The organism is Myxococcus sp. NMCA1, from assembly GCF_026810205.1.
Classification (GTDB): domain Bacteria; phylum Myxococcota; class Myxococcia; order Myxococcales; family Myxococcaceae; genus Myxococcus; species Myxococcus xanthus_A.
Window position 1 is genome coordinate 2,801,341 of record NZ_CP113950.1, and the last position, 26,466, is coordinate 2,827,806.

Annotated in this window: 24 protein-coding genes; 11 read left to right on the plus strand and 13 right to left on the minus strand. The window is 69.3% G+C overall.

The window, feature by feature from the left end:
- Positions 1–165 precede the first annotated feature (165 nt).
- Positions 166–1,854 (plus strand): glutamine--tRNA ligase/YqeY domain fusion protein, encoded by a 1,689-nt coding sequence (locus OZ403_RS12125; RefSeq protein WP_140789666.1) that lies wholly within the window; start codon positions 166–168, stop codon positions 1,852–1,854.
- Between the two features lie 73 nt (positions 1,855–1,927).
- On the opposite strand, the gene OZ403_RS12130 is transcribed toward OZ403_RS12125, so the two are convergent.
- Positions 1,928–3,388: a beta-lactamase family protein gene (locus OZ403_RS12130; RefSeq protein ID WP_268784279.1), complete on the minus strand. Its 1,461-nt coding sequence runs from the start codon at positions 3,386–3,388 to the stop codon at positions 1,928–1,930.
- Between the two features lie 209 nt (positions 3,389–3,597).
- Between OZ403_RS12130 and OZ403_RS12135 the strand changes: the two genes are divergently transcribed.
- A complete protein-coding gene (locus OZ403_RS12135) occupies positions 3,598–3,789 on the plus strand; it encodes a hypothetical protein (RefSeq protein ID WP_140874248.1) in 192 nt (63 codons plus the stop codon).
- A 169-nt stretch (positions 3,790–3,958) separates the two neighbouring features.
- Here OZ403_RS12135 and OZ403_RS12140 read toward each other — a convergent pair whose 3' ends face one another.
- Genes OZ403_RS12140 through OZ403_RS12150 form a run of 3 tightly spaced genes read right to left on the minus strand, consistent with a single transcriptional unit; the run spans position 3,959 to position 5,015 of the window.
- Positions 3,959–4,387 carry a DUF1801 domain-containing protein gene (locus OZ403_RS12140; RefSeq protein ID WP_237078242.1) on the minus strand — a complete coding sequence of 143 codons (429 nt, stop codon included), beginning with the start codon at positions 4,385–4,387 and terminating at the stop codon, positions 3,959–3,961.
- A 14-nt stretch (positions 4,388–4,401) separates the two neighbouring features.
- Positions 4,402–4,524 carry a hypothetical protein gene (locus OZ403_RS12145; protein ID WP_257792141.1) on the minus strand — a complete coding sequence of 41 codons (123 nt, stop codon included), beginning with the start codon at positions 4,522–4,524 and terminating at the stop codon, positions 4,402–4,404.
- Positions 4,521–5,015: a GNAT family N-acetyltransferase gene (locus OZ403_RS12150; protein ID WP_268784280.1), complete on the minus strand. Its 495-nt coding sequence runs from the start codon at positions 5,013–5,015 to the stop codon at positions 4,521–4,523. Before OZ403_RS12150 ends, OZ403_RS12145 begins: the two co-directional genes overlap by 4 nt.
- Before the next feature lie 19 nt (positions 5,016–5,034).
- On the opposite strand from OZ403_RS12150, the gene OZ403_RS12155 reads away from it, so the two are divergent.
- Both OZ403_RS12155 and OZ403_RS12160 read left to right on the plus strand, forming a co-directional pair.
- The gene (locus OZ403_RS12155; protein WP_442929769.1) at positions 5,035–7,695 is read left to right on the plus strand and encodes a sensor histidine kinase; all 2,661 of its coding nucleotides are present in this window, start codon (positions 5,035–5,037) and stop codon (positions 7,693–7,695) included.
- 43 nt (positions 7,696–7,738) lie between these two features.
- A complete protein-coding gene (locus OZ403_RS12160) occupies positions 7,739–8,572 on the plus strand; it encodes a 3'(2'),5'-bisphosphate nucleotidase CysQ family protein (RefSeq protein WP_140789678.1) in 834 nt (277 codons plus the stop codon).
- A gap of 22 nt (positions 8,573–8,594) precedes the next feature.
- Here OZ403_RS12160 and OZ403_RS12165 read toward each other — a convergent pair whose 3' ends face one another.
- Positions 8,595–9,182, minus strand: a complete 588-nt coding sequence (locus OZ403_RS12165; protein WP_140789693.1) for a GAF domain-containing protein — start codon at positions 9,180–9,182, stop codon at positions 8,595–8,597.
- 131 nt (positions 9,183–9,313) lie between these two features.
- Positions 9,314–9,814 carry a G/U mismatch-specific DNA glycosylase gene (gene mug / locus OZ403_RS12170; protein ID WP_140796422.1) on the minus strand — a complete coding sequence of 167 codons (501 nt, stop codon included), beginning with the start codon at positions 9,812–9,814 and terminating at the stop codon, positions 9,314–9,316.
- Positions 9,815–10,045: 231 nt separating this feature from the next.
- Between mug and OZ403_RS12175 the strand changes: the two genes are divergently transcribed.
- Entirely contained in the window at positions 10,046–10,993 is a 948-nt protein-coding gene (locus tag OZ403_RS12175; RefSeq protein WP_140789695.1) for a 1-phosphofructokinase family hexose kinase, read from the plus strand.
- Between the two features lie 340 nt (positions 10,994–11,333).
- Here the strand turns inward: OZ403_RS12175 and OZ403_RS12180 are convergent, their stop codons facing one another.
- Entirely contained in the window at positions 11,334–12,623 is a 1,290-nt protein-coding gene (locus OZ403_RS12180) for a metal-dependent hydrolase family protein (RefSeq protein ID WP_140789697.1), read from the minus strand.
- A 58-nt stretch (positions 12,624–12,681) separates the two neighbouring features.
- Between OZ403_RS12180 and OZ403_RS12185 the strand changes: the two genes are divergently transcribed.
- On the plus strand, positions 12,682–12,990 hold the full coding sequence (locus OZ403_RS12185; protein WP_174258730.1) for a hypothetical protein: 309 nt from the start codon (positions 12,682–12,684) through the stop codon (positions 12,988–12,990).
- 7 nt (positions 12,991–12,997) lie between these two features.
- Here OZ403_RS12185 and OZ403_RS12190 read toward each other — a convergent pair whose 3' ends face one another.
- A complete protein-coding gene (locus OZ403_RS12190) occupies positions 12,998–13,372 on the minus strand; it encodes a DUF423 domain-containing protein (RefSeq protein ID WP_140797911.1) in 375 nt (124 codons plus the stop codon).
- 95 nt (positions 13,373–13,467) lie between these two features.
- On the opposite strand from OZ403_RS12190, the gene OZ403_RS12195 reads away from it, so the two are divergent.
- Both OZ403_RS12195 and OZ403_RS12200 read left to right on the plus strand, forming a co-directional pair.
- Positions 13,468–14,130: an SET domain-containing protein gene (locus OZ403_RS12195; RefSeq protein ID WP_140789701.1), complete on the plus strand. Its 663-nt coding sequence runs from the start codon at positions 13,468–13,470 to the stop codon at positions 14,128–14,130.
- Positions 14,131–14,835: 705 nt separating this feature from the next.
- Positions 14,836–15,777, plus strand: a complete 942-nt coding sequence (locus tag OZ403_RS12200; RefSeq protein ID WP_268784282.1) for an acyl-CoA dehydrogenase family protein — start codon at positions 14,836–14,838, stop codon at positions 15,775–15,777.
- Between the two features lie 171 nt (positions 15,778–15,948).
- Here OZ403_RS12200 and OZ403_RS12205 read toward each other — a convergent pair whose 3' ends face one another.
- Entirely contained in the window at positions 15,949–16,674 is a 726-nt protein-coding gene (locus OZ403_RS12205) for a hypothetical protein (protein ID WP_140789707.1), read from the minus strand.
- An 88-nt stretch (positions 16,675–16,762) separates the two neighbouring features.
- Between OZ403_RS12205 and OZ403_RS12210 the strand changes: the two genes are divergently transcribed.
- A complete protein-coding gene (locus OZ403_RS12210; RefSeq protein ID WP_140789709.1) occupies positions 16,763–17,563 on the plus strand; it encodes a hypothetical protein in 801 nt (266 codons plus the stop codon).
- 56 nt (positions 17,564–17,619) lie between these two features.
- On the plus strand, positions 17,620–18,930 hold the full coding sequence (locus OZ403_RS12215) for a M18 family aminopeptidase (RefSeq protein ID WP_174258731.1): 1,311 nt from the start codon (positions 17,620–17,622) through the stop codon (positions 18,928–18,930).
- Positions 18,931–18,942: 12 nt separating this feature from the next.
- On the opposite strand, the gene mdoH is transcribed toward OZ403_RS12215, so the two are convergent.
- The 4 genes from mdoH to OZ403_RS12235 all read right to left on the minus strand — a co-directional run bounded on the left by mdoH (position 18,943) and on the right by OZ403_RS12235 (position 25,712).
- Positions 18,943–20,976: a glucans biosynthesis glucosyltransferase MdoH gene (mdoH, locus tag OZ403_RS12220; protein ID WP_140789713.1), complete on the minus strand. Its 2,034-nt coding sequence runs from the start codon at positions 20,974–20,976 to the stop codon at positions 18,943–18,945.
- A 40-nt stretch (positions 20,977–21,016) separates the two neighbouring features.
- Positions 21,017–21,520 (minus strand): hypothetical protein, encoded by a 504-nt coding sequence (locus OZ403_RS12225; protein WP_090489571.1) that lies wholly within the window; start codon positions 21,518–21,520, stop codon positions 21,017–21,019.
- Positions 21,508–23,097 carry a glucan biosynthesis protein gene (locus OZ403_RS12230; protein WP_268784284.1) on the minus strand — a complete coding sequence of 530 codons (1,590 nt, stop codon included), beginning with the start codon at positions 23,095–23,097 and terminating at the stop codon, positions 21,508–21,510. The genes OZ403_RS12225 and OZ403_RS12230 overlap by 13 nt, the downstream gene beginning before the upstream one ends.
- A gap of 323 nt (positions 23,098–23,420) precedes the next feature.
- Positions 23,421–25,712, minus strand: a complete 2,292-nt coding sequence (locus OZ403_RS12235) for a PAS domain S-box protein (RefSeq protein ID WP_140797917.1) — start codon at positions 25,710–25,712, stop codon at positions 23,421–23,423.
- Between the two features lie 153 nt (positions 25,713–25,865).
- Between OZ403_RS12235 and OZ403_RS12240 the strand changes: the two genes are divergently transcribed.
- Complete coding sequence (locus tag OZ403_RS12240) at positions 25,866–26,456, plus strand: DUF2378 family protein (RefSeq protein WP_140789719.1); 591 nt, start codon at positions 25,866–25,868, stop codon at positions 26,454–26,456.
- The last annotated feature ends 10 nt before the right edge of the window (positions 26,457–26,466 follow it).

Sequence of the window (26,466 nt, forward strand, 5' to 3'; positions counted from 1 at the left end):
CCCGGTCCCCCGCCTTCCGGACGGAGGGATGAAATGTGCCCCCGCCGGGGGTTCCCCTGCACGGCTTCGGGGCGTCCACCTTCGTCCCGGAGGCCCGGCCGGGCGGCACATGAGGTAGGAATCCCTTGCCGGCCCCCGGCTGCTTCACGAGGATTCGCCCCCATCATGACGACGACGAACGAAACGCAGGGCCTGAACTTCCTCCAGGAAATCATCGAGGAAGACCAGCGGACGGGAAAGCACGCGGGCCGCGTGCACACCCGCTTCCCGCCCGAGCCCAACGGCTACCTCCACATCGGCCACGCCAAGTCCATCTGCCTCAACTTCGGGCTGGCGCAGCAATACGGAGGCACGTGCAACCTGCGCTTCGACGACACCAACCCCGTCACCGAGGACACCGACTACGTCGAGGCCATCCAGCGTGACGTGAAGTGGCTGGGGTTCGAGTGGGAGGACCGGAAGTTCTTCGCGTCCGACTACTTCCCGAAGCTCTACGACTTCGCCGTGCAGCTCATCAAGCAGGGCAAGGCGTACGTGTGCAGCCTGTCCCCGGAGGAGATTCGCGAGTACCGCGGCGACTTCACCACGCCGGGGCGCAACAGCCCGTACCGCGAGCGCTCCGTGGAGGAGAACCTGGACCTGTTCCACCGCATGCGCGCGGGCGAGTTCTCCGACGGCCAGCACACCCTGCGGGCGAAGATCGACATGGCGTCGCCCAACCCCGTGCTGCGCGACCCGCCCATCTACCGCATCCGTCACGCGCACCATCACCGCACCGGCGATGCGTGGCCCATCTACCCGCTCTACGACTTCGCGCACTGCCTGTCGGACGCCATCGAGGGCATCACCCACTCCATCTGCACGCTGGAGTTCGAGAACCGGCGCGTGCTGTACGACTGGATTGTCGGCAACCTCATCAGCGGGGACCGGCCGTACCAGTACGAGTTCAACCGGCTGAACCTCAACTACACGGTGATGAGCAAGCGCAAGCTGCTCAAGCTGGTGACGGAGGGTTTCGTGACCGGGTGGGATGACCCCCGGATGATGACGATTACCGGCCTGCGCCGCCGTGGCTTCACGCCGGCGTCCATCCGGGACTTCGCCACGCGCGTGGGCGTGGGCAAGGCGCAGCAGCTCATCGACATGAGCCTGCTGGAGCTGTGCATCCGCGAGGACCTCAACGAGACGGCCCCGCGCGCCATGGCGGTGATGCGCCCGCTGAAGGTGGTGCTGGAGAACTACCCGGAGGGGCAGACGGAGCTGCTGGAGGTGCAGAACCATCCGCAGAAGCCGGAGATGGGGACGCGCCAGGTGCCCTTCATGCGCGAGCTGTACATCGAGGCGGACGACTTCATGGAGGACCCGCCGAAGGGGTTCTTCCGGCTGGCGCCCGGCAAGGAGGTGCGGCTGCGCTCGGCGTACTTCATCAAGTGCGAGCAGGTCATCAAGGACGCCGCGGGCAACGTGGTGGAGCTGCGCTGCTCGTATGACCCGGCCACGCGCGGCGGCAACGCGCCGGACGGCCGCAAGGTGAAGGGCACGCTGCACTGGGTGCCCGGCAACGCGCCCGTCGCGGAGGTCCGCCTCTATGACCGGCTCTTCTCCGTGGAGGCGCCGGACACGGACGAGTCCAAGGACTTCACCACGTTCCTCAACCCGGCCAGCCTCCAGACGCTGCGCGACGCCCGCGTCGAGCCGATGCTGGCGGATGCCGCCGTGGAGTCGCGCTACCAGTTCGAGCGCACCGGGTACTTCTACGTGGACCCGAAGGACTCCAAGCCGGGCAAGCCCGTCTTCAACCGCACGGTGACGCTGAAGGACTCGTGGACGAAGGAGCAGGCCAAGGGGAAGTAGTCCCTGGCGTGCTTCCGGGTGCCGCCCACGCTGGCGGCACCCGGTACGGTGCTTTCTTCGGAAGGCTCGCGGCCTACCGCGTCGCGGCGGGCTGCTCGAGCTCCTTGAGCATCTTCACCGCGTTCTCGTTCTTGGGGTCCAGCTCCAGGGACTTGCGGTAGTTGGCGATGGCCTGTTCCTTGTCGCCGTGGGCGGCGTAGGCCTCGCCGAGGCTGTCGTAGCAGTTGGCCTCCTTGGGGAACATCTCCACGTTGAGCTTGAACACCTCGATGGCATCCGCCACGCGCCCGCCGCGCAAGAGGTGGTAGCCCACCGTGTTCAGCTGCGATTCGCTGAAGTCGTACTGGGCTTCTTTCGTCTTCTTCAGCGTGCGGTAGTTGGCGATGGCCTCGGCGGTGGAGTTCTTGCCGAGAGACTCCATCATCACGGTGCCGATGGGCATCCGGGCCTGCCGGGGGGCGATGCCATGGAGGATGCTCAGCACGCCGCCCGCAATCTCCTGGAGGTCGCCGTGGGTCGCGTTGTCGAGGAGGATGACGACCTCCTTGCGCTCGGGCACGCGGACCAGCAGGGATGAGAAGCCGTTGATGCCGCCGCTGTGGAAGATACCTGGGAGCTTCGTCTTGCCGTCATGCAGCTGCACGGGGGCAATGGCCCAGCCGAAGCCGTAGTGCTGAAGGCCCGGGGTGAGCATCTTCTGCTTGAGCTCCGCGGGCATCAGCGTGTCGCCGTAGAAGGCCCGGTCCCAGCGGTACAGGTCCTCCACCGTCGAGTACAGCGAGCCGGCGGCATAGGGCTGGCCCATGTCGAGGTAGGGCGCGTTGACGTACCCACCCGGCGTGGCCGTGTAGCCGCTGGCGCGCTTGGGCAGCACCGTGGCGGTGACGTCATCGCCGGAGTCCTTCATGCCCAGCGGCCCGAAGATGCGCGCCTGCACGGCCTGCGCATACGTCTGGCCGGTGAGCTTCTCGATGAGGGCGCCCAGCAGGTAGTAGCCGCAGTTGTTGTACGCGTACTTCGTGCCGGGCTCGAACTCCAGGTCGCCACTGCAGGACTTCTTCACGAACTCCGCGACGCCATAGGGGTTGACCGAGTCGGCCCGGAAATGGGGGGCCGACGTGTAGCTGGGAATGCCGGAGGTGTGGTTCAGCAGGTGGGTGATGGTGACGCGCCCACCGGTGTCGTTCCGGTAGTTCGGCAGGTGCTTCGTGATGGGGTCATCGAGCTGGAGCTTTCCCTCGGCGACGAGCTGCAGGATGACGGTCGCCGTGAAGGACTTGGTGATGGAGCCGATGCGGAACTTCGTGTCCGGCGCGTTGGGCACCTTCCACTCGAGGTTCGCGGAGCCGTAGCCCTTCTTGAGGAGGATGCCTCCCTCATGGGCCACGAGCACCGTTCCATTGAACATGCCCTTCTGGTGGAACCCACGGATGTACCGGTCCACCTCCTGCTTCCGGTTCGCCGCCTCCGCCAGCGGCGCCACCAGCACCCATGCCACCAGTACGCCCGTGAGGCGCGCGCTCAGCCATCTCATTCAGACCTCCCCTTCATTTCGCGCAGTACGTGCGGGGGGGCGGGTGATTGCATCTGTTTTCGCGGGCCGCCCCGGTTTTCCTTGGTTCGGAAGTCGGGTTGTCTGCCAGACGCTTGTTCATGAGAAGTGAAGGGGTGTCTTGCAAAGGAAGTCATTCATGCATGACAAGGGTTGGCGTCAATGGCTGTCGAAAAAAAGGAGCCCATGACATGGCAAAGCCTTCCCCCGATGGCGTGCATCGCTTCCTGGCCCCGGCGAACCAGATTGATTTCCCCGAGGACCCGACAGCACAGAAGAAGCTCAACGAGGCATGGAACTTCAACCTCACGGGCTTCACCGATCAGGGCATCACGGGCAACCCGTGGAACATGTCCAACTTCCTCCGCCCCTGGATTTCTTGAGACACCTCTCTGGGGGATAGCCTCCCCCTCGTGAGGTGGATGTGAAGAAGCAGCAGAAGCAGGACAGTGTCGGTGTGGTCGACGGAATCGGGCAGCGTGGCCACGGCGAGATGCCTTTGGGGAGGCACAGCCGCGACAAGGCGACCTCCGGGGACCGGTCAGCGGTCGTTCAGCTCTCGTGGGCGTGCTTGCCGTAGGTCCCTGCGGTGAGCGTCTTCAGCGAGGCGCGGACGATGCCAGTGAGCACGTCGAGGTCGACCTTCGTGAGGTCCTTGATGTACAGGCATCCGGTGCCGGCCGTGTGCGGACCGAGCTTGGCGAGCGCACTGGCGTGGGCTCTGAGGCCGTCAGCGAGGTAGACGACGGTTGCCGCCTTGCGGGGAGAGAAGCCAGCGGCGGGTGCGGTGCCACGGTGGCCGCTCGCGTACTGGTACGCGTACTCTCCGAACCCGACGATTGAGGGACCGAACATCTTCGGCTCGAGCCCGGTCACTTCGCGCATCAAGTCGAGAAGCACCTGGGCGTCGCGACGGCGCCCTGCAGGCGTCACGTTAGCGAGGAACGCCAACGGATCGGCATCGGTCCACGTGGTTGTCATTGCGCCCATTGTGCTCACTGGTTGAAGGAAACGTCCACGGCCGCCGTCACGTCCTTCGACGAGCGCGCCGTGGCGCCCTCGGTGAGCAGTGTCTGGCGGACTTTCGAAGCGAGCGGTGCCTCGCTGCGGCGAATCATTCAGTAGCGTCGCGAGGGGGCGCCTCGCGCGTCATCTCCACCATGGTGGGGCGCCACCCCAGCTTCGCGAACAGGCGCTGCGCGGTCGCGTTCTGCGCGGCGGTGTGGAGGACGACGCGCGGCACGCCCAGGGCCGTCAGGCGCTTCATCATCTCCTCCGCGAGCAGGACGCCCACGCCCGCGCCACGCGCCTTCTCGTCCACCCAGATGTCATGGAAGCCGCCGCTGCGGTCCAGCAGGGCATTCCAGTCCATGCCTTCCACGCGGCCGTAGGCATAGCCCACGACCTCTCCGTCCAGCTCCGCCACCAGGACGACCGCGTCGGGCTTCCTGGCCTCGTCGCCCAGCCACTTGCGGAAGCCCGACTCCACGTCGTCTGGGAGCATGAATCGCGCGGCGTCGAAGGCGTGGTGTTTCTGGGCGAGCGCCGCGCCCATGCGCCCCAGGGCGGGCTCATCCGAGGGCTTGGCGGGACGGAGGGTGACGGGCATGGCGGCTCCAAGGGAAGGAATGGCCCCTTCCTATAGCGGGCTTCTTCACCGAGCGCTGGCCTCATCGGAACGCGCGGCTTGGCGGCGTGGCCACGAGACAACATTGTTGACGAGGAATGGCGTCCAGGAGTCGTTGGTGGACGGGAGGCACGCCAACGGGGAGGGCGCCTCGTTGCCTCCTTGCGCTGGACTCGCCCCTCCCATGGACCACCTGGAAGACAGCACCTGGATGTCGGCTCCGCTCGCCCGGGACGATGGCACGCGTCCCGGCGGGCATGCCTTCGCGGACGGTGAGGGCGGCATCCCGCTCGGCATCCTGGAGGCGGTCTTCCTCAACATGGGTGATGGCGTGTCGGTGGTCGACCGGCACGGCCGGTTCGTCCTCCTCAACCCCATGGCCCAGCAGATCTTCGGCGCGTTGCCTCCGCCGGAGATGCCGGTGTCCCAGTGGTCGAAGTACTTCGGGCTCTACCTTCCCGATACCGTGACGCCCTATCCCGTCGAGACGCTGCCGCTCACCCGCGCCCTGCTGCGTGGCGAGGCGGTGGACCAGGCGGAGGTCTACGTCCGCAACGCCCGCCACCCCAAGGGCCTCTGGCTGCTGGTGGGCGCGCGCGTGCTCACCGACCCGACGGGAGACGTCTACGGCGCGGCGACCGTGTTCCGGGACATCACCGCCATCAAACAGGCGGAGGCAGCGCTTCGCGCGGAGGAAGAGAAGTTCCGGAGCCTCTATAGGAACACGCCCGCGATGATGCACTCCATCGACGCGGAGGGCCGGCTGGTCAGCGTCAGCGAGTACTGGCTGCGCACCCTGGGCTATTCGCGCGAGGAGGTCCTGGGCCGTCGCTCCGTGGACTTCTTCACGCCGGAGTCTCGCCGGTTTGCGACCGAGCACGTCCTGCCAGCGTTCTTCAAGACGGGCGTCTGCAAGGACGTGCCGTACCAGATTCTGAAGAAGAACGGCGAGGTGCTCGACGTCCTCCTCTCCGCCATCTCGGAGCGGGACGCGTCGGGCCGGATGGTTCGGTCGCTGGCGGTGCTGACCGACGTGACGGAGCGCAAGCGCGCCGAGGACGCGCTCGTCGAGAGCGAGAAGCGGCTGCGCGCCATCCTGGACAACGCCAACGCCGTGTTCTTCATCATCGACCGGCAGGAGCGCTACATCTTCGTGAACCGCGAGTGGGAGCGGCTCTTCCATCACACGCTGCAGGAGGTCGCTGGCAAGTCCACGTCGGACATCTTCCCCGGGCCGCTGGCGGCGCGCTTCCGTGAGACGAGTCAGGCCGTCTTCACCACCGGGGAGCTCGTCCTGCGGGAGGAGCGCATCCCCCTGGAAGACGGCGTCCACACCCATCTCATGCAGAAGTTCCCGCTCATCGATTCGTCGGGCACGCTCTATGCGCTGTGCGGTATCTCCACCGACGTCACCGAGCTCAAGCAGATGGAGCTGGGGCAGCGCTTCCTGTCGGAGGCCAGCCAGGCGCTGGTGACGTCGCTCGACTCGGAGACCACGCTCCAGCGCGTGGCGGAGCTGTCCGTCCCCACCCTGGGGGAGCTGTGCGTCGTCTCCCTGTTGGACAAGGACGCGGCGCTGCGCCCCGTGGCCGTAGCCGCCAGTTCGCCCGAGGGGGGCCGCACCGTTCGCGAGTTCCTCCAGGCCCATCCCCCCGTCTCCGGTCCGCGGGATGGTCCCTATGGGGTGCTGGAGACGGGACATTCGGAGTCGTCCCCGGATGCCATGGGCCTGCTGGACCCGGATGGGCTCCGAGACGAACGGTGGAGCGCGGTGAGGGCACTGAGCGCTCGGGCATCACTGAATGTTCCGCTGCGGGCGCGGGGCCTCATCCTGGGCGTGCTGTCCGTTGTCGCGGCGCATCCGGGGCGTCCGTATGGCCCGCGCGAGCGCTCACTGGCCGAGGAGCTGGGGCAGCGCGCAGCCTTCGCCATCGAGAACGCCGAGCTCTATCGCAAGGCCCAGGAGTCCATCCGCGCTCGCGACGAGTTCCTGTCGATTGCCTCGCATGAGCTGAAGACGCCCGTCACCTCCATGAAGCTGCGTGTGCAGCAACTGACGCGGACCCTGTCTCGGCAGGAGTCCGGCCAGCTTCCCGTGGAGAAGGTGGCCGCCATGCTGGATGTCTTCGGGGACCAGCTCCGGCGGCTGTCGCACCTGGTGGAGCACCTGCTGGACGTGTCGCGCGTCAACGAGCGCCAGGTGGCCCTGCGGCGCGAGGACATGGACCTGGCGGCGGTGGCCCGGGACGTCACGGGCCACCTGAGGGGACAGATGGGCCGGGCGGGCTGCGTGTTCGAGCTGGTGGCGCCCACGCCCGTCCTGGGGCGATGGGACCGGCTCCGGATGGAGCAGGTGATGATCAACCTGTTGACCAACGCGATGAAGTACGGCGCCGGCGAGCCCGTCCGCATGGAGGTGTCACGCGTCGGGGAGGGTGCCCGCATCCGCATCCAGGACCATGGCGTGGGCATTCCCCTGGAGGCGCAGCCGCGCATCTTCGATCGCTTCGAGCGCGCCGCGTCCCGCAACTACGGAGGCCTGGGGCTGGGGCTCTTCATCACCCGGCGGCTCGTGGAAGCGCACGGCGGGACGATTCGCGTCGAAAGCCAGCCGGGGAAGGGCGCCACCTTCGTTGTCGACCTTCCCCCGGAGGCTCGCTGACCCGTGACTGGAGGAGGACGGAGGGGCAGACTGCGGCCACTGCATGCATACGCTCGACGCCGAACTCGACATCGCCCGCCGCGTAGCCCGCCAGGCGGGAGCCATCCTCCTGGAGGTCTACGCCACGCCCTTCTCCGTCCATGACAAGGCGGGCGGCATGGGGCCCGTCACCGAGGCCGACGAGCGCGCCAACGCCTTCATCGTGGAAGCGCTGCGCGACGCATTTCCTTCCGACGGTGTCGTGGCCGAGGAGTCCGACAACACCTCCGGCGCGAGCCGCTTCGAGCGCTGCTGGTTCGTGGACCCCATGGACGGCACGCAGGAGTTCGTCAACCGCAACGGCGAGTTCGCCATCCACATCGGGCTCGCCATCGCGGGGAAGGCCACGCTGGGCGTCGTGTACCGGCCCGTTGGAGACACGCTGTACTGGGGCGTGGTGGGGCAGGGCGGCTTCGTGGAGGACGCGCAGGGGCGCCGCGCCCTGCGGGTATCGGACACGGCGGAGCCGTCCGCGCTGCGGCTGGTGGTGTCCCGCTCACACCGCTCGCGCCTGACGGACGCGGTGGCCCGGCGGCTGGGCATCACCCACGAGCAGGCGTGTGGCTCAGTGGGCCTCAAGTGCGGCCTGCTGGCGGAGGCCGCCTGCGACCTCTACCTGCACGTCAGCGACAAGAGCTATCGCTGGGACAACTGCGCGCCCGAAGCGGTGCTGCGCGCGGCGGGTGGCATCCTCACGGACCTGGGCGGGACGCCGTACGCCTATGACGGTTCGGAGCTCCAGAACCGCCGCGGCCTGCTGGCCTGCAACGCCGCCGCCTTCGAGCACGTGGCGCCCGTGGTGGCCGGGTTCGCCCGCGAGGCCGGCATTCTTCGCTGAGGCCTCGCGGACGCTGCTCGCGTCAGGACGCCGTCGTCTCGCAGCGCTGGATGATGGTGCGCAGTTGGGACTGCACGCCGGAGAGCATGCTGCGCAGGCGCGCATGGCGGAGCGAGCCCGCGAGCGCGTTGGACAGGGCCTGGAGCACGGAGACCTCCGTCGGCGGCCACTGGCGCTCCGTCCGGCAGTCGTCGAAGCCCACGAAGCCCCACCACTCGCCGCCCACGATGATGGGGCAGACCAGCAGCGACCGGATGTCCTGGCCCTCCAGCAGCTCCCGAGCGGGCGACGGGAAGTTACGGGGTGGTCCCTGGACGGCCTTGCCCGACGACAGCGGACCAACCCAGGAGGGCATGACCTCCGCGTAGGGGACGTTCTGGAGCTCGGGGTTGTCCAACTGCGCGGAGGCCGCGGCCGCGGTCCACTCGTAGCGCTGGTTGCACAGCAGCTCGCCCCTGGGGCTGGTGGCGTTCTCGAAGATGTAGACGCGGTCGACGTCGAGCGCGACGCCCACCTGGCCCAGGGCCTCCGAGACTGTCGCGGTCTCGAAGCCGCGCTCCAGGAGTAGCTGCGATACGTTCATGATTGCTGCGAATGCCTTCGAGGCCATGGGGTCTGCTCCAGGTGGGGGCGCCTGTTGCGATGCAGGTCCGGGGGAACCTGGCGGGCAGCGTTGCATGCGGGCGCACCCATGGGTCAAGGCACGGTGCGCGAGGCACCGCGAACTCGTACCGGGAGTCGTCAGCCCTGCTCCACGGCGCGTCGCAGCTCGGCGAAAAGGCGGCCCAGCGCGTCGAGTTGGTAGTGCGCGTTGAGCCCGCTGGGGTTGGGCAGCACCCACAAACGCGTGTCGCCCAGGCGCTCTGGTTGCGTGCCCAGCGCGGCCTTGGGACGGCCAAAGGCGATGCGGTAGGCGCTCACGCCCAGCACCGCGAGGAAGCGGGGCTGGTAGCGCGCCACCTTGGCTTCCAGCGCCTTCGCGCCCTGGGCCAGCTCGGCGGGGTTCAGCAGGTCCGCGGTGGCGGTGGCGCGGTCCACCACGTTGGTGATGCCGTAGCCCAGCGCGAGCAAGGCCTCCTGCTCCGTGGGTTGGAATGTGTGCGGAGTGATGCCCGCGGCATGCAGCGTGGGCCAGAAGCGGTTGCCGGGCCGCGCGAAGTGATAGCCCACCACCGCGGAGTAGAGGCTGGGGTTGATGCCGCAGAAGAGCACGCGCAGCCGGGGAGCGATGACGTCCGGCATGGTGCGACCGGTGGCTGCGTCCAGCTCATCTCGTGAGGGGCGACGGAGCGGTGTCATGGGGGCGCATCTTCGCGAGCCTACCTGGGAAGGCAACCCCCCAGGGCCCCATGCACGGGGTGGGGTGTTGCCCGTGGGACGGAGCGGCGTGGGCGCTCGGATGGCTGGCGAAGGCGCGCGGGGTGGGGCAGGCTCGGCCCTTTCGCGCCCATGCAACCCAGGAGGCCCTTCGCGATGCCGCACATCGTCACCCTGACGCTCAACCCGACCATCGACGTGGCCACGTCCGTGCCGGAAGTCACGCCGGAGCACAAGCTGCGCTGTGGCCCCGTGCGCAGGGACCCGGGTGGGGGCGGCATCAACGTGGCGCGCGTGGTGCGTGAGCTGGGCGGTGAGTCCATCGCCGTCTACACGCGGGGCGGGGCCACCGGGAGCCTGCTGGAGGAACTCCTGGAGGAGAAGGGCCTGCTGCGCCGCTCCGTGCCGTTGCAGGACGCCACCCGGGAGAGCTTCACGGTGGCGGAAGGCACGGGCGCGCGTGAGTACCGCTTCATCCTGCCGGGGCCCACGCTGTCCGAGCGCGAGTGGCAGCGCTGCCTCGGCGCACTGGAGGACGTGGCCGTGGGCGCGGCCTTCATCGTCGCCAGCGGCAGCCTGGCGCCCGGCGTGCCGGAGGACTTCTATGCCCGTGTGGCCCGGCTGGGGAAGCGCCTGGCCGTGCGCGTGGTGGTGGACACCAACGGTCCTCCGCTGCGGGCCGCGCTGGAAGAGGGCGTGTTCCTGGCCAAGCCCAATCGCCGCGAGCTGCGCGACTTGAGCGGCGTGTCGACGGAAGACTTCGCCACCCAGGCCGCCGCGGCGCGCGAGCTGGTGGCCCAGGGCCGCGCGGAAGTGCTGGCGGTGTCCATGGGCGCGGACGGCGCGCTGGTGACGACGCGCACCGCCCAGTTCCGGGCGACGCCGCCCCCGGTGCGGACGCACAGCTCTGTGGGCGCGGGGGACAGCTTTGTCGCGGGGATGACGCTTGCGCTCGCGCGGGGCCAGTCCATTGAGGACGCGCTGCGCTGGGGCATCGCCTCCGGGACGGCCGCGCTGCTCACCCAGGGGACGGACCTATGTTACCGGGCGGACGTGGAGCGGCTCTTCGCCCAGGTGAAGGCGGAGCCGGTGCCGCGTCCGTAGGCACTCCGGCCGGCGCGGGAAGGAGGGCTTGTCCGTTCCATTCCCAGGAGTGGCGGCGGCGAGGCTGAAGCTGGGCGGCGAGTCCGGGCAGGAGGTCACCGTCCAGGCCGGGGATGTGCTGGTGCTCCCGGCGGGAACGGGCCACCGCCGGCTGGAGGCCAGCGGTAACTCCTCGTGGTGGGCGGCTATCCAGCGGGGACGGGAGACTACGACATGCAGCGCCCGGAGTAGGCGACGCATGACGCCTCCGTCCAGCGGATTGCCCAGGTGCCTCTGCCTGGCGCGGACCCGGTGACGGGCAAGCAGGGCGCGTTGCCCTCGGCCTGGAAGCCGTAGCGCCTCAGCGACGCTCCACGGCGACCGTGCCGCCCTTCATCACCCAGCGCACCTTGCGCAGAGTGGTGATGTCCTTCGTCGGGTCACCCTCCACCGCCACCAGGTCCGCGAGCAGCCCGGCCTTCACCTGGCCCAGCTGGTCCTCACGGTGGAGCATCGCCGCGTTGCCGGAGGTGGCGGCCTGGAGCGCCTGTGCGGGCGTCATGCCGTAGGCCACCATCAGCTCCAGCTCGCGCGCATTCTCTCCGTGAGGGAAGACGCCGGAGTCTCCACCCGCACACATGGGGACGCCGGCGCTGAGGGCGGCGCGGAAGGTGGCGCGCTTCTGTTGGAGGTAGGCGGGCTCCGGGTCCACGCCGCGCTTGTAGCCGCGCTGTTCGAACATCGCGTCGCTGGCGGCCAGCGTGGGGCAGAGGTAGACGCCCCGCTGTGCCATGAGGCGGAACACCTCGGCAGTGCCTTCGTCCCCGTGCTCGATGCTCTCCGCACCCGCAAGCACCGCGCGGCGGATGCCTTCGGGGGTGCTCGCATGGACGGACACCGGACGGCCGCTGCTTCGCGCGGTGTCGACGATGCGCTTCATCTCCTCCAGGGAGAAGGTGGGCCGGGCTTCGTTGTTGGGGCCCCAGCGGTAGTCACCGTACACCTTCACCCAGTCCGCGCCCTGGCCGATTTGCGCGCGCACCACCCGGGTGAGCGTCTCCTCGCCGTCCGCCTCTTCCGCGCCCTGGGGGACGTGCCACTCCGAGGCGAAGCCCTTGGGGCCATAGCTGCCGGTGGCGACGATGGCGCGCGTGGCCACCAGCAGGCGCGGGCCAGGGATGATGCCCTGGTTGATGGCCTGCTTGAGCCCGACGTCCGCGTCGGCCGCGCCCTCGGTGCCCAGGTCCCTGGCGGTGGTGAATCCCGCCGCCAGCGTGGCGCGGGCGTGGTTGGTGGCGCGGGCCACCCGCAGCGCCAGCGACTCCTTCAGCACCTGGTCGTTCCAGGACGCCTCGTTGTACGGATGGAGGAGCAGGTGGGAGTGGCCCTCGATGAGGCCGGGCAGCAGCGTGGCGCCGCTCAGGTCAACGGACGTGGTGCCCTGGGGGACCTTCATCTTGGCTTCGGGCCCCGCGGCGGCGATGCGGTCACCCGTCACCAGGACGACCCAGCCCGTGTGCGGCTTGGGGGTGACACCGTCGAAGACGCGGTCGGGCCGCAGCAGATAGGACGCCGGTGGGACGGTGTGCGTCGGTTCGGCAGCGGTCGCCACGGCGGTGGCGAACAGCGAGACGAAGAGGAAGGCGCGCATAGGCAGGGGAGCGGACAAGCTCGGGCGGCGGGAAGGCCTGGGTGTTAATTCGACGGGCATGGCTTTCCAAGACCGCTCGAACGCACTGCAGGCGCTAGAGGCCGAGTTCCAGGCGGAGAAGGCCTCCTCGCTCCGGAAATTGGAAGTGAAGCTGGAGGAGACGCTGCGGGAGCTGTCCGAGGTCGAACGTCAACTGCGGTCCCACCGGACCGCCGACCGGCGCGCGCAGATTGCCCGCCACCAGGCCCTGCGCAAGGAAGCCGAGCACCAGCGCTGGTGCTTCATGGTGCAGCGGGAGGCGTGTGGCTTCGTCAACCACGACGACCTCGACCGGTACTACCCACTCCCCCCGTCCTGGAGGGAGTGAGCGGGGCTCAGTTCGTGGTGCGCCAGGCGGCCACCGCGAACAGGAGCCAGCCGGCGAGGAAGCCCAGGCCCCCCAGCGGGGTGATGGCTCCCAGCACGCGCACGCCGGAGAGTGCGAGTGCGTAGAGGCTGCCAGAGAACAGGACGATGCCCACCAGCATCGCCCAGCCGGCGCCGTTGAGCAGGGACGAGGGGCGGAAGTGCCCCAGCAGGCCCACGGCCAGCAGTCCCAGCGCGTGGTACATGTGGTACCGCGCCCCCGTCTCGAAGATGACCTGGAGGTCCTGGGGCAGCCGGCTTCGCAGCGCGTGCGCGCCGAAGGCCCCCGCGCTGACGGAGAGGAAAGCGTTCACGGCACCCAGGACGAGCCACCACCGCATCATCGTTCGCCTTTCATCATGAGTCGGACTGGTGCACGCTACACCGCCGCAGCCGGAGCGTCCTGGCCGACATCAACACCTGGGGCGCTCACAACAGAATGACCTCACCCAACTTCATTCCTTCAACGAAGCCGCTTCCCTTCGAGCTGCACCCGTCCTCCATCCAGGGCCAGGGTGCCTTCGCCATCCGCCGCATCCGCAAGGGCACGCGCATCATCGAGTACCTCGGTGAGCGCATCACGCAGGCGGAGGCGGACGTCCGCTACGACGACGAATCGATGGCGCGGCACCACACGTTCCTGTTCAACCTCGACAAGAGGACGGTGCTGGACGCGGGGACGATTCACAACGAGGCGCGCTACATCAACCACTCGTGCGCGCCCAACTGTGAAGCCCTCATCGACAAGGGCCACATCTACATCTACGCGCTCACCACCATCGAGCCCGGTGATGAGTTGGTGTACGACTACGGCTACGAGCGCACCGAGGACATGGGGCCTGAAGCCGAGGCTCTCTACGTCTGCCGCTGCGGCGCGCCCAATTGCCGGGGCACCATCCTGGCCCCGGAGAAGAAGGCGCCGGCCCGGAAGACGTCGGCCAAGAAGGTGAAGACCTCGTCGACGTCGAAAAAGAAGTCTGTGTCGAAGTCCCGGGGCAACAAGGACGCGGGGGCCAAGAAGGCGGCGGGGAAGAAGTCATCCGCCGGTACCCGCAAGTCCACCCAGCGGGCGAAGTCGCCCAGCCGTAAGCGCGCGAGCTGAACTGCGCGCAGGTTCCAGCGCCCTCCTCAGGAGGGCGCCGCTGTGCCGGGTGTGCGTGCCGTGATGGTGCTGGGTACGTAGGGGGCTGCTCATTGACGGTGCTTTCGTGTTCCCCTACGTTTCCTGCCGAAACATTTTTCGAGCTTCATTTGTGGAGCCAATTACATGCGGGCCGTCGTACTCGCTTTCGTTGTGGCGTTGATATCATCCGGATGTGGGAGCGGCGCTCTGAGTGCCATCCGAGGGAAGGCTGCCCAGGACATGGCCTGTCCGGAGAAAGACCTGGCAGTCAATCCTGTCTATGATTACGCCGGGGCTCCGAACGAGTCGGGCGCGTACTATGCGGAAGGCTGTCAGAAGCTTCGGCGCTACGAGGTTGGCTGCAACGCCTTTGGGTATTGCCCTGAACCTCGTGGGGTCGACATACAGGAGCTCGTTCTTCGTCAGGCGGCCTTCGACCTGAAATGTGAGCAGGACGCGATATCAACCCAGCGGCTGAATCGTGACACGTTTGGCGCGAGAGGCTGTGACCAGCAGGCCAGCTACCTCCTGCTGTGCAGTCGCAGCAGCTGTCGCGTGGTTCAGAATACCCAGAGTCAGTAATACAGCCCTGAGAAGTCCTGGGGCGGAGGGAGCGGTGGCCGCTCAACCATTCGTTCAAGAACTGGTGGACGAGCCGGCGAGGGCCGCCAATAGACTCCCCCCGTGAACGACGTCCTCCATTTCCTGCTCACCGCGCCCGCCGAGCCCCAGGTCCTCGACTCTGTCGACACCTGGTGGCGCCAGCATCTGGAGCTGTCCTCCCGCTTCTCCTCGCCCGCGGACCTGGCGCTGGCCGGGGGCTTCCTCGCCGACCGGTTGGGGTTCGCCTTCGCTTCTGGCTACCACGCCGCGCACCGGCGCCTGTTTCCGGAGCTCCCGGCGGAGCGGATCATCGCGCTCTGTGCCACGGAGCCGGGTGGCGCGCATCCCAATGCCATCGAGACGCGGCTGACGGATGCCGGCGCGGGCCCGCGCCTGTCAGGCACCAAGACGTTCGTCACCCTGGGCACGCGCGCGGAGCTGCTGCTGGTGGTGGCGTCGGAGGGGCAGGACGCCCAGGGCCGCAACCGCCTGCGCATGGTGGCGGTGGACGCGAAGCGGCCCGGTGTGCGGCTGAGCGCGCTCCCGGAGCTGCCCTTCATCCCCGAGGTTCCCCACGCGGAGCTGTCCCTGGAGGACGTGGCGGTCGCCTCGGAGGACGTGCTTCCGGGAGACGGCTACGCGCGCTACCTCAAGCCCTTCCGCACCGTGGAGGACTGCCACGTCCAACTCGCCATGCTGGGCTGGCTGCTCCAGGTAGGGCGCCGCAGCGGCTGGCCGGACGACGTGCGCGAGGAGCTGTCCACCCTGGCGGTGATGATGAGGGGGCTGTCCCAGTTGGACCCGACGGCGGCGTCCACGCACGTGGCCCTGGGCGGAGGGCTGGCGCTCACCAAGCGCGCAGTGCTGGAGCGGTGCGAACCCCTCTGGGCCGCCACGGATGCCATCACGCGAGAGCGCTGGGCTCGGGACCGCGTGCTGCTGGGCGTCGCTGGCAAGGTGCGCGCGAAGCGGCTGGAGGCGGCCCGGCAGCGCATCCAAGAGGAGACGGGTCGGAGCGGCTGAAGGTTGGGACGCGCCCGCTGCCGGGCATTGCTCACACGGCTCTGGCGGAGCGCTTCGATGCGGCCCGGCCGCGCGAGCCAGGCCGTGGGACAGGGCGCCTGAAAGGCGAAGGGCCGGGCCTCCGCGCAGGAGGACCCGGCCCCGGTGCTCACCGCGACGCGGTGGCGGTGCTCAGTACCGGCCGCCGCCCACGGCGGAGACGATGGCGGAGAGGACGCGGTTCTCCACTCCCCACACCGCCTTGTTCAGGCCCTTGATGCCCGCGCCGCGCAGGTAGTCGGTGAAGTCGTGCAGCGCGGTGGAGCGCTGCATGCCCTCGCCCTTGGCCGCGTAGAGCAGCGGCGTGTTGGGGGCGCCCGTCAGGCCCAGGTCCGGCACGGCCTCGGACAGCTTCTGCGGGTCGATGCCCGTCGCGGCGGACATCATCGCCACGGTGAACTTGTGCACCGGCAGGTCGCGCACGTTCGGGACCTTCTTGTAGACCTTCGCCTTCGTCTTCTCGTCGCTGGCGAGCTGGTCCAGCGACACGTTCGCCATGGCGATGAGCTGCTCGTTCGTCACGTGCTTGCTATCGAGGATGGCCCGGCTGAACAGGCTGGCCGCGGTGTCACCCTTGATGGTGATGTTGTTCGCGTCCGGGTTCGACTGGAGCCGCGAGACGATGGACTGCACCGCCTTGCCCACCTCGGTGTCCGGACCGCCGCGCCACGCACCGGGAATCGGCTGGGCCGCCGCGGCCGGACGGGCCCGGGCCGCGCCCTCGAAGGAGTTCACCTGCGTGTGACCCACGGCGGTGGCACGGGCCACGTTGGCCGCCTGCTGAGCTGCCGGCTGGGCCCGCGCAGGCGCGGTGGTGGGGTTCGAGATGACGCGGGGGCGGCTGTCGATGCGGGACATGGCCTGGGGGGCTCCGGGAAAAATCAGCTTGTCGGTGATTATCGCAAGTCAGCTGTAAAGGTTGCGTGGGGCGCTATGTTCCAATCCGATGAAGGCCTTTCCCAAAGAGTTCGCTGACTGGCTGACCCCCCGGGGTCGCCGCATCCTCGACGGCAAGGAGCGTGACGTGGTGGGCGCGCTGCTCGACCCGGCCCGTCCCTTCGTGTCGCTCCAGGGTGTCATTGACCCACGCCGTGCCGCCGCATGCCGCGATGCGTTGGACGCGGCGATGCGCGAGACGATGGTGCCTATGGAGGACCCGATTCCAGCGGACTCCATCTCCGGGCAGACGATGAACTACATGGAGCTGCTGCCCAAGACGGTGCGGGTGAGCACGGCGCTGCTGGAGAGCCGCCGTTCCCGCTCGTGGCGCGCGGCGGAGTCCGTGGGGCTCACGGACATGCTGCGCTCGGACACCTTCGCCGGGTTCGCCGCCGCGGTGACGGGCCGGGCGCTGCGGCGCAAGTGGGGCATCCAAGCGCTGTGCTACGGGCCGGGGGACTACTCCGGGCCGCACAACGACCACCATCCGGAGGAGCCCGAGGCCCGGGACGGCTACGTGGACATGCACGTCAGCCTCACGCTGCCCGGGGTGGACCACCAGTACCTCGTCTATGCCCAGGACGGACACTTCACGCAGATGACCCCCGTCAGCACCGTGGGCGGCATCACCGTGTACCGGTTGCCCTTCTGGCACTACACGACGCCGCTGTTGGCCCGGAAGGGGAAGGAGGCGGCCTCTCGCCGGTGGGTGTTGTTGGGCACCTTCCTGGACGCGGCCCCGGGGGCCCGGCCCGCGACCACCATTCTCCCCGCGCAGGCTCCGGCGAAACGCCCGCCCGCCCGGTAGGCCGGTGACTTTCGGGAGTGGCGGCGGGGCCGGACGGCGTTAGCTTGGGGCGCCCTATGAGCCCCACCGACACCGACGCCCTGGCCGGAGACCTCCTCGAGTACATCGACGCCTCGCCCACGCCGTACCATGCGGTGCGCGAGTCGGCCCGCCGTCTGACGCAGGCGGGCTACCGCCAGTTGGACGAGCGCGAGCCCTGGACGCTGGAGCCGGGCGCGCGCGTCTTCATCACCCGGGGGGACACGAGCATCGCGGCCTTCCACCTTGGCACCCAGCCCGTGGACCGGGCGGGCTTCCGGTTGGTGGGCTCGCACACGGACTCGCCGAACCTGCGCGTGAAGCCGAACGCGGCGGTGACGAAGAACGGCTACCAGCAGCTCGGCGTGGAAATCTACGGCGGGGTGTTGCTGCACACCTGGACGGACCGAGACTTGTCGCTCGCCGGCCGCGTCATGGTGATGGTGGAGGGGCGCCCCCAGCGGCACCTGGTGGACTTCCGCCGGCCGCTGCTGCGCGTGCCCAACCTGGCCATCCACCTCAACCGCGGGGTGAACTCGGACGGGCTCAAGCTGAACGCGCAGGAGCACATGGTGCCGGTGCTGGGCCTGGAGCGCGCGGGCGTCGCGGAGCTGCACGGGCTGCTGCTGGAGGAGTTGGCCAAGGGCGGCGTGAAGGCGCAGGCGGGGGACATCCTCGGCTACGACTTGTGCCTCTATGACTTGCAGCCGTCCATCCGCTCGGGCGCGCACGGCGAGTTCCTCCACGCGCCGCGCCTGGACAACCTGGCCAGCTGTCACGCCAGCCTGTCCGCGCTGCTCTCCAGCAGCGAGCCGCGTGAGGCCACCAGCGGCGTCATCCTGTTCGACCACGAAGAGGTGGGCAGCCGCAGCGCGCAGGGCGCCGCTTCACCCTTCCTGCGCACGCTGCTGGAGCGCCTGACGCTGGCGCACTCGGACGGCAAGCCGGACGCGTTCCACCGCGCCATCGCGCACTCGTTCCTGGTGAGCGCGGACATGGCGCACGCCATCCATCCCAACTACCCGTCCCTGCACGAGCCCAAGCACCAGCCGCACATGGGCGCGGGCCCGGTCATCAAGTCGAACGTGAACCAGTCCTACGCCACGGATGGCGAGTCGTGGGCCTTCTTCACGGCGCTGTGCCGCGAGGCCGGCGTGACGCCGCAGCACTTCGTCACCCGCACCGACCTGGGCTGCGGCAGCACCATTGGGCCCATCTCCGCGGGGCAGCTCGGCATCCGGACGGTGGATGTGGGCAACCCCATGCTGTCCATGCACTCCATCCGGGAGATGGCCTGCGCCACCGACGTGGCGCAGATGGTGGCCGTGCTCAGCCGCCTCTTCGCGTAGTCCCGCGGGTGCTCAGGAGACCGCGAGCGTCAGCCGGCGCTCGCGGGCTTCCGTCAGCGTGTGTGCGTCCATCAGCACCGCCGTCTTCTCCGGCGGGGACAGCGGCTCCACGTTGTCACCCAGCAGCTTGCGCCGCGCGGAGGCCAGTGCCATGGGCACGGCGGCCGGCGAGGGCTGGGACTCCAGCAGCGCCAGGTGCAGCGCGTGCGCCTTGGCATCGGAGATGACGTGGTCCACCGCGTCCTTCACCGGCTCCAGCGCGTGCTCCTCAGCCACCTCTTGCGCCCGCTCCAATACGCGCGGCGGCTCCGTCTCCTCGGGGATGACGAGCAGCCCGCGCCGCTCCAGCCAGATGCCCAGTGACGCACGGGACGTGAAGACAGAGAGGGGGATGGACAGCAGTAGGCCGGCCACGACGGGCGACAGCCACAGCAGCAGCCCGGGCGACAGGAAGAACGCCACCGCCGCCAGCACCACGCCTACGGTGGTGTGAGCGGCGTGCCGCCGGGCCGCCTCGGACCAGGGCAGGTCGGCGTCGTCGCGTTGCTGGCTGGACCACGTCACCTTGTAGCCAAGCAGCGTGCCGAAGACGAAGTGCGACTGGAATAGCATCATCACCGGCGCCATCAGCGTGGCCAGCACGCTCTCAAGCAGCACACTCAGCACCAGCCGAATCCGGCCGCCCATGAGCGCCGAGTCCTGGGAGCTGGCCAGCGCCAGCAGCAGCCCGAAGCACTTGGGCGCGAACAGCATGGCCATGGACACGGAGAACAGCCGCACGGCGCCCGTGGTGTCGAACGCCAGCGCCTCCGGGCCCAGGTCCTCCAGCAGGTGCGGGTTGGAGAACGACAGCCACCCGTCGTAGAGGCCGGCAATCAGCCCGGACATCAGGAACAGCAGCCACAGCGGGGACGCCGCGTAGGACATCACGCCCATCAGGAAGTGGCCCCGGCTGATGGGGTGCAGGCCGCCCGCGGCCACCAGGCTCAGGTGCTGGAGGTTGCCCTGGCACCAGCGCCGATCTCTCTGCGCGTAGTCCAGCAGGCTCGGGGGCGGCTGCTCGAAGCTGCCGCCCAGCTCCGTCACCAGCCACACGGTGTAGCCGGCGCGGCGCATCAGCGCGGCCTCCACGAAGTCGTGGCTGAGGATGTGGCCACCGAAGGGTTGCTGGCCGGGGAGCACGGGCAGGCCGCAGTGCTGGATGAACGCCTCCGTGCGGATGATGGCGTTGTGGCCCCAGTAGTTGGACTCGCCCAGCTGCCACGCCGCCGCGCCCGCGGCCACCACCGGGCCGTAGACGCGCCCGGCGAACTGCTGCAGCCGGGCGAAGAGGGTGCTGCGGCCCACGTTCAGCGGCGGCGCCTGGAGGATGCCCGCGCGCGGGTTGAGCTCCATCAGCCGCGCCATCGTCACCAGCGTGCGGCCGTCCATCAGGCTGTCGGCGTCCAGCACAATCGTGAAGTCGTAGTGGCGGCCCCAGCGCTCGCAGAAGTCCTGGAGGTTGCCGGCCTTCTTGCCGGTGTTGTCCGTGCGTCGCCGGTAGAAGATGCGCCCCTGGCCACCCACGCGGCGGCACAGGTCGGCCCAGGCGAGCTCCTCGGCGATCCACGCCTCCGGGCGGGTGGAGTCGCTGAGAATGTAGAAGTCGAAGGCGTCCAGCTGCCCGGTGGCCTCCACGGACTCGTAGGTGGCCTGCACGTTGGCGAAGACGGAGGCCGGGTCCTCGTTGTGGACCGGCATCACCACCGACGTGCGCGAGGTGAGCCGCGTGGCGGATTCCTCCGCCGTGGGCCAGCGCAGGCCGGGCAGCCGCTTGCTCACGGCGAGCTGGAGGAACCCCGCCACCGCCGTCCAGAAGGACAGCGCAATCCACCCGAAGCACAGGGCGAAGAGCACCAGCAGCACGCCTTCGGGGACGGTGGTGCCGCGCGCGCTCAGCAGGCGGTGCATCTCCCACGTGCCCACGAGGGTGGACACGGCGGCCAGGCCCAGGACGAAGAGGCGCCGGATGCCGGCGCTCTCCGGTGAGAACGAATGAGCGTGCATGGCGGAACCTCGCGAGGAATCTCCCGGAGCGGGGGCTGCGTCAGCGGGAGACGGACATGTCCGGCTGCCCGGCGCGCAGCCAGCGGCGCAGGCGCTCGCCCAACGGCCACAGCACAAGCTGCTGCTCCGGCATCTGCGTGGCGACCTGCGCCGGCGTCGGCACCGGCACCGCGGCGCGCAGGGCGCGGTAGAGCTCGCGCGGCACCGCGTCCCGGGTGAGCACGGAGGCGCCGAAGCGCGCGCCGTCGCTGAGGACGAAGGCGGCGCGGCCACGGGTCAGCAGGCGGCCTTCACCCACCACGTCCATGTCCAGCACGCGCGTCAGCCACGTCTCCATGCGGGCCCGGGCCAGGGCCACGGCGGCCTGCGGCTTCACGTTGGACGCGGTGACACCCTCCAGCGCCCAGGCGGCCAGCGCGGCCAGGTCCTCGGCGGCTTCGAAGCCGAAGCCCTGGAAGAAGGCGTCGAGCGCCACGCACGTCTCCGGACGGACCCAGTCGGTCGGCACGGAGGGGCAGGTGTTCGGCGTCGTCACGGAATCCATAGATAGCTCCAGGTCTCGGTGAGGGTCTCCGAACCGCGCCGCAGGAACGCGCGCAGCTCGATGGGTTCACTGGTGCCCTCGGGCTCCAGCTCGAAGGTGGTGCGCCAGCCACCGGAAGGTTCATGGCGCTGGATGGTGGAGCGCAGCACCTGGCCCTTGGCCGCGGTGATGACGGCTTCCACCGGCCCGTCCTCGGCGCGGGCGGTACGAGAGAAGTCGAGGATGAACCGGCGCGTGGCCGGCGTGACGCCTTCGCCCACGGGCATGCCCGGGGTGATGGCGGAGGTGATGCGCGTCGAGGTGACGACGCCGCCGGTGTTCTCCCAGGGCGACCTGGCGCCCCAGTGCAGGCGGTAGGCCACGCGCAGCGGCGTGCCCGGCGTGAGCGGCGCGTCTGGCACCCAGAAGGCGACGATGTTGTCGTGCGTCTCGTCCGGCGTCGGAATCTCCACCAGCCGCACCGCGCCGGCGCCCCACTCGCCCACGGGCTCCACCCACGCGCTGGGGCGGCGCTCGTAGTGGGCCTCCAGGTCCTCGTAGTTGTGGAAGGCCGTATCGCGCTGCAGCAGGCCGAAGGCGCGCGGGTCCTCCGCGCGGAAGCTGGAGGTGCGCACCTGCCGCGGGTTCTGCAGCGGGCGCCACAGCTGCTCGCCGTCCTTGGACCAGACCAGGAGGCCGTCCGAGTCGTGGACCTCCGGCCGGAAGTCGTCGAACTTCGCGCGGTCGTTCTCACCGAACAGGTACATGCTGGTGAGCGGCGCCACGCCCAGGTTGTCGATGGTGCGGCGCGAGAAGAGGGTGGCCTGCACCTCCATCACCGTGTTCGAGCCCGGGGTGATGGTGAATCGGTACGCGCCGGTGATGCTCGGGCCGTCCATCAGCGCGTGCACCACCACCTGGTTCGAGCCGGAGGCCGGGCGCTCCAGCCAGAACTCACGAAACTCCGGGAACTCCTCGGGGTTCGGCTGCGCGGTGTCGATGGCGATGCCACGCGCGGAGAGGCCGTAGAGGTTGCCCTGGCCCAGCGAGCGGAAGTAGCTGGCGCCCTGGAACACCGCGAGCTCGTCGAAGATGTCCGGGCGGTTGAGCGGGTGGTGGAAGCGCAGGCCCGCGAAGCCGTCCACGCCGCTGCGAGGCAGGGACGCCTTGTTGACGACCTTGCCGTAGCTGAAGAGGTCCTGGGAGAAGCGCAGCGGCTGCGAGCGGCCCGCCTCCACGACGTTCATCACCACCGGCGACTGGAACAGGAAGCCCGGGTGGAAGAACTGCACCTGGAAGGGCAGGCCCGCGTCGCGCCAGTGCGCGCGCTCCGGGCGGAAGCGGATGTCGCGGTACTGGTCGTAGTTGAGCTGCGTGTACGCCTTCGGCAGCGACTTCGGCGGCGCCTGGTAGGGCTTTGCCGCCAGCGCCCGCGCGCGCTCCACCACCGTCTCCGTGGAGAAGGCCGTCGTGCCCTTCGTGGCCGCGGTCTGGGCCTTGGCCGGCGGAGCCGCCACGGCGGCGCCGCTCGACGCCACCGCCACGGCACACAGCCACGGCGCACCCAGCTTCAACGCTTTCTGCCGCAACGACGTCACGTCCGAGCGCCTCCGAATGAGAGGTTTCGCCGAACGGCTCCGGTGTCCCGGACCTCGCCCGACCGCACGCTCCGCGTGGACTCGCGGTGCGGCGCGTCAGTGCCTCAGCAACCCGCGTACCAGCCCCGCAGGCTCGAATCCGCCGTCAAGAAAACGCTGTGATTCCGGCAGGTTGGGAGCGGCGTGTCACTGGAAAGTCACGAAAAGCACACTCTGCGCATGCCTCCTGTGGACGGTTCCCTGCCCAGCGGTCGGGGGCGGTGGGGAGGATAGGGGCAGGGGGTGGGGGGGCCTGTCCAAATCTTCCACAGGCTGACAATTCGCTATGCGTGCGCGAGTCGTTCCTGGATCAGGGAGAGGAGTTCCCTGCCAGCGAACGGCTTTTCCAGATGTGGGCTTGGCACCGACTCCAGGAAGGCGCGGGCCTGAGGCGTCACCGCGCCGCCGGTGAGGAAGATGACCCGCTGGGCCTGCTCGGGGTGGCGGGCCTGGAGGGCGGAGTAGAAGTCCATCCCGCTCATGCCCGGCATCATCAGGTCGCAGAAGACGACGTCGAAGCGCTCGCCGGCCTCGATGCGATCCAAGGCCTCCTGGGCCCGGGTGGAGAGGGTGACGTCGTGGTGCGGACGCAGCGTACGCCCCAGGGCCGTGCAGACGAGCGGCTCGTCGTCCACCACCAGCAGGCGGCCCCGCTTCTCCGCGGGGGCGGGCGGCGGAGCGGGCGGTGGGTGCTCCGTCCCGATCCGCTGGGAGGGGGTCAGGAGCACCTGGAAGGTGGAGCCCTTGCCCGGCTCGCTCGTCACGTGGATTTCCCCACCCAGGGCCGTCACCAGGCTGTGGCAGATGGACAGGCCCAGTCCGGTGCCCACCCCGGGCTCCTTGGTGGTGAAGAAGGGGTCGAACAGGCGCGGCAGGTGTTCCTTGGCGATACCGGCGCCCGTGTCCGACACCTCCACGCAGACGTGGCCCTTGCCCGAAAGGCGGGTGACGACGCGGATTTCATGGCGCTCCGGCGTCCCGGAGGGAATGGCCTGGGCGGCGTTCACCAGCAGGTTGAGGAACACCTGTCCCAGCCGTGACTCGTTGCCGACCACGGTGGGGACCGCGTCGAGCTGCTTCACCAGGCGGGCGCGGTGGCGAATCTCCGTGGTGGCCAGGTTCAGCGTGGACTCCAGCACCTGCCGGACGTCCACTTCCGCGCTCTCCGCTGAGTCCACCCGGCTGAACGTCTTCAAGTCCCGGACGATGCTGCGCACCCGGTCGGCGCCCTGCTGCGCCTCGGCGAGCGCGGCCTGGGCGCTGGCCACCGCCTCCGCCAGCCGGGGCTCCACGTTCCGGGTGCCGGTGGGCAGCACGCCGGCGAGCTCCTCGCGCGCGAAGGCCAGGTTGGCGGTGAGGTAGGCCAGGGGGTTGTTGATTTCGTGCGCCACGCCCGCGGCCAGCGTGCCGACGGAGGCCATGCGCTGCGCGAGCATCAGCCGCGCCTGCATCTGGTAGCGCTCCGTCAAGTCATGGGAGACGGAGACGATGGAGTCCTCGCCGTCGAAGGGCAGGGGGAAGGTGGTGGACTCCACGTGCAGCACGCTGCCGTCGCGTTTGACCAGCCGCCGCTCCTGGAGCGCCGCGCGGCCGGTGCGGATGGCTTCGTGCATGCGCGCGTCGGCGCTGGCGAAGTCCTCCTTCGGGATGATGTCGGAGATGTGCTTGCCCAGCAGCTCATTCACACTCTCGTAGCCCAGGGCCGTGGCGACCTTGAGGTTGGCGTAGCGCACGCGCGCGCTGGTGTCGAAGACGGCCACCAGGTCCGGCAGGCTGCCGATGAGGGTGCGGAAGCTCACCTCCGAGCGGCGCAGGCTCTCCTCGGCGCGCTTGAGCGGGGTGATGTCCGGGAAGAAGGCGATGATGTGGGGCGTGCCGCCGTAGAGCACCAGGCCCATGAAGAGCAGCGTGTGCCGCATCTCGCCCTCGCGGGTGCGGTACTGCGCGTCCACGCCGCGCACCGTGCCGTGGCGCCGCAGCCTGTCCATGATTTGCGAGCGGTCCACGGGCGTCTCCCACAACGACAGCTCCACCGTGGTGCGCCCGATGACCTCCTCGCGCGTGTAGCCGAAGAGCTCGAAGTAGGCTTCGTTGGCCGCCACCACGCGCCCTTCGGTGATGGTGGTGATGGACGTGGGCACGGGGCTGACGGCCAGCAGCGTCTCCTTCAGGTCATCTCCGAAGGGCAGGCCCTTGCGGCCCTCGCGCCGGACGAAGCGGCGGCGGGCCATCTCCAGCCGCAGCGCCAGTTCCTCCTCATCCACGGGCCACGCGAGCAGGTCCTCGGCGCCGGCTTCCAGGGCGGGCCGCAGTGTGCCCAGCGCGCCCCGGTGGCCCAGGAGCAGCAGCACGGATTCCTCCCCACCGGGCAGGCTGCGCAGCGCGCGCACCAGCGGGACGCGGGAGGTGTCTGTCCGGGCATCCACCATCACCAGCGCGCACGTGCCGCTGCGCCACGCGGCGGGCACCTCCGCCTCACGCGTCACGGTGACCACCGTGTGTCCCTGCTCACGCAGCCAGGACTCGACTGGCGCCAGGTCCGCCCCTCCCCCCTGGGTGACAATCAGGACCCGCATGGGACACCTCTTGATGACGAACGCTCATCGTTACACGACGTCTGCTGTTGTAAAAGCGGGGTGCCGTGCCGGTGTGGCGTGGAGGTGACGAAGCGCCCGGGCTGCTACACTGGCTTCAGGACCGGGGTGGACCGGTGGAGACAGGGGGAACTCATGGAACGGCGGGGCTTGGACGACAAGACGGCCACCGAGCCGCGGAAGCCACCACCGTTGCCGGTGCAGGTGCCTCGGCGGAACTTCGAAGGGCTCTTCGTCCATGCGTTGAAGCCCACGGGGCCCTTCGCCCAGTCCTTGCGAGACATTGGCTACGACATGGAGGCGTCGCAGGAGTACTACCCGCTGGCGGTGTGGCGGGCGGCGCTGGGGGTGGCCCGTCGTCATGCCTGCGTGGGGCAGCCGCCTGAGGCGGCCAACCGCGTCCTGGGGCACCGCTATGTGGAGGGGTTCGCCCAGACGCTGGTGGGCCGCATCTTCGCCACCGCCGCGCCCCTGCTGGGGACGGAGCGGTGTCTGACGCGACTGCCCACGTATCTGCGGGCGGGGCGCGAGGACATGAAGATGCTGCTGGAGCCGGTGCAGGCGGGGGAATGGCGCATCCGCGTCGTGGACCCGGACCCGCTGCCGGACTTCGTCGCCGGCGTGGTGGAGGGCGTCCTGCTGCGCACCAAGGTGTTGCCCCAGGTGGAGGTGCTGGAGCGGCAGACCGCGGGGTACACCCTGCGGGTACGCTGGACGGGCGCCTGAGCGGGCCTCC

Bases quoted from the DNA above. Each gene is read 5' to 3' on its own strand.
- OZ403_RS12125 (WP_140789666.1), top strand. From the start codon at position 166: ATGACGACGACGAACGAAACGCAGGGCCTGAACTTCCTCCAGGAAATC.
- OZ403_RS12130 (WP_268784279.1), bottom strand. From the start codon at position 3,388: ATGAGATGGCTGAGCGCGCGCCTCACGGGCGTACTGGTGGCATGGGTG.
- OZ403_RS12135 (WP_140874248.1), top strand. From the start codon at position 3,598: ATGGCAAAGCCTTCCCCCGATGGCGTGCATCGCTTCCTGGCCCCGGCG.
- OZ403_RS12140 (WP_237078242.1), bottom strand. From the start codon at position 4,387: ATGACAACCACGTGGACCGATGCCGATCCGTTGGCGTTCCTCGCTAAC.
- OZ403_RS12145 (WP_257792141.1), bottom strand. From the start codon at position 4,524: ATGATTCGCCGCAGCGAGGCACCGCTCGCTTCGAAAGTCCGCCAGACA.
- OZ403_RS12150 (WP_268784280.1), bottom strand. From the start codon at position 5,015: ATGCCCGTCACCCTCCGTCCCGCCAAGCCCTCGGATGAGCCCGCCCTG.
- OZ403_RS12155 (WP_442929769.1), top strand. From the start codon at position 5,035: ATGGCCCCTTCCTATAGCGGGCTTCTTCACCGAGCGCTGGCCTCATCG.
- OZ403_RS12160 (WP_140789678.1), top strand. From the start codon at position 7,739: ATGCATACGCTCGACGCCGAACTCGACATCGCCCGCCGCGTAGCCCGC.
- OZ403_RS12165 (WP_140789693.1), bottom strand. From the start codon at position 9,182: ATGGCCTCGAAGGCATTCGCAGCAATCATGAACGTATCGCAGCTACTC.
- mug (WP_140796422.1), bottom strand. From the start codon at position 9,814: ATGCCGGACGTCATCGCTCCCCGGCTGCGCGTGCTCTTCTGCGGCATC.
- OZ403_RS12175 (WP_140789695.1), top strand. From the start codon at position 10,046: ATGCCGCACATCGTCACCCTGACGCTCAACCCGACCATCGACGTGGCC.
- OZ403_RS12180 (WP_140789697.1), bottom strand. From the start codon at position 12,623: ATGCGCGCCTTCCTCTTCGTCTCGCTGTTCGCCACCGCCGTGGCGACC.
- OZ403_RS12185 (WP_174258730.1), top strand. From the start codon at position 12,682: ATGGCTTTCCAAGACCGCTCGAACGCACTGCAGGCGCTAGAGGCCGAG.
- OZ403_RS12190 (WP_140797911.1), bottom strand. From the start codon at position 13,372: ATGATGCGGTGGTGGCTCGTCCTGGGTGCCGTGAACGCTTTCCTCTCC.
- OZ403_RS12195 (WP_140789701.1), top strand. From the start codon at position 13,468: ATGACCTCACCCAACTTCATTCCTTCAACGAAGCCGCTTCCCTTCGAG.
- OZ403_RS12205 (WP_140789707.1), bottom strand. From the start codon at position 16,674: ATGTCCCGCATCGACAGCCGCCCCCGCGTCATCTCGAACCCCACCACC.
- OZ403_RS12210 (WP_140789709.1), top strand. From the start codon at position 16,763: ATGAAGGCCTTTCCCAAAGAGTTCGCTGACTGGCTGACCCCCCGGGGT.
- OZ403_RS12215 (WP_174258731.1), top strand. From the start codon at position 17,620: ATGAGCCCCACCGACACCGACGCCCTGGCCGGAGACCTCCTCGAGTAC.
- mdoH (WP_140789713.1), bottom strand. From the start codon at position 20,976: ATGCACGCTCATTCGTTCTCACCGGAGAGCGCCGGCATCCGGCGCCTC.
- OZ403_RS12225 (WP_090489571.1), bottom strand. From the start codon at position 21,520: ATGGATTCCGTGACGACGCCGAACACCTGCCCCTCCGTGCCGACCGAC.
- OZ403_RS12235 (WP_140797917.1), bottom strand. From the start codon at position 25,712: ATGCGGGTCCTGATTGTCACCCAGGGGGGAGGGGCGGACCTGGCGCCA.
- OZ403_RS12240 (WP_140789719.1), top strand. From the start codon at position 25,866: ATGGAACGGCGGGGCTTGGACGACAAGACGGCCACCGAGCCGCGGAAG.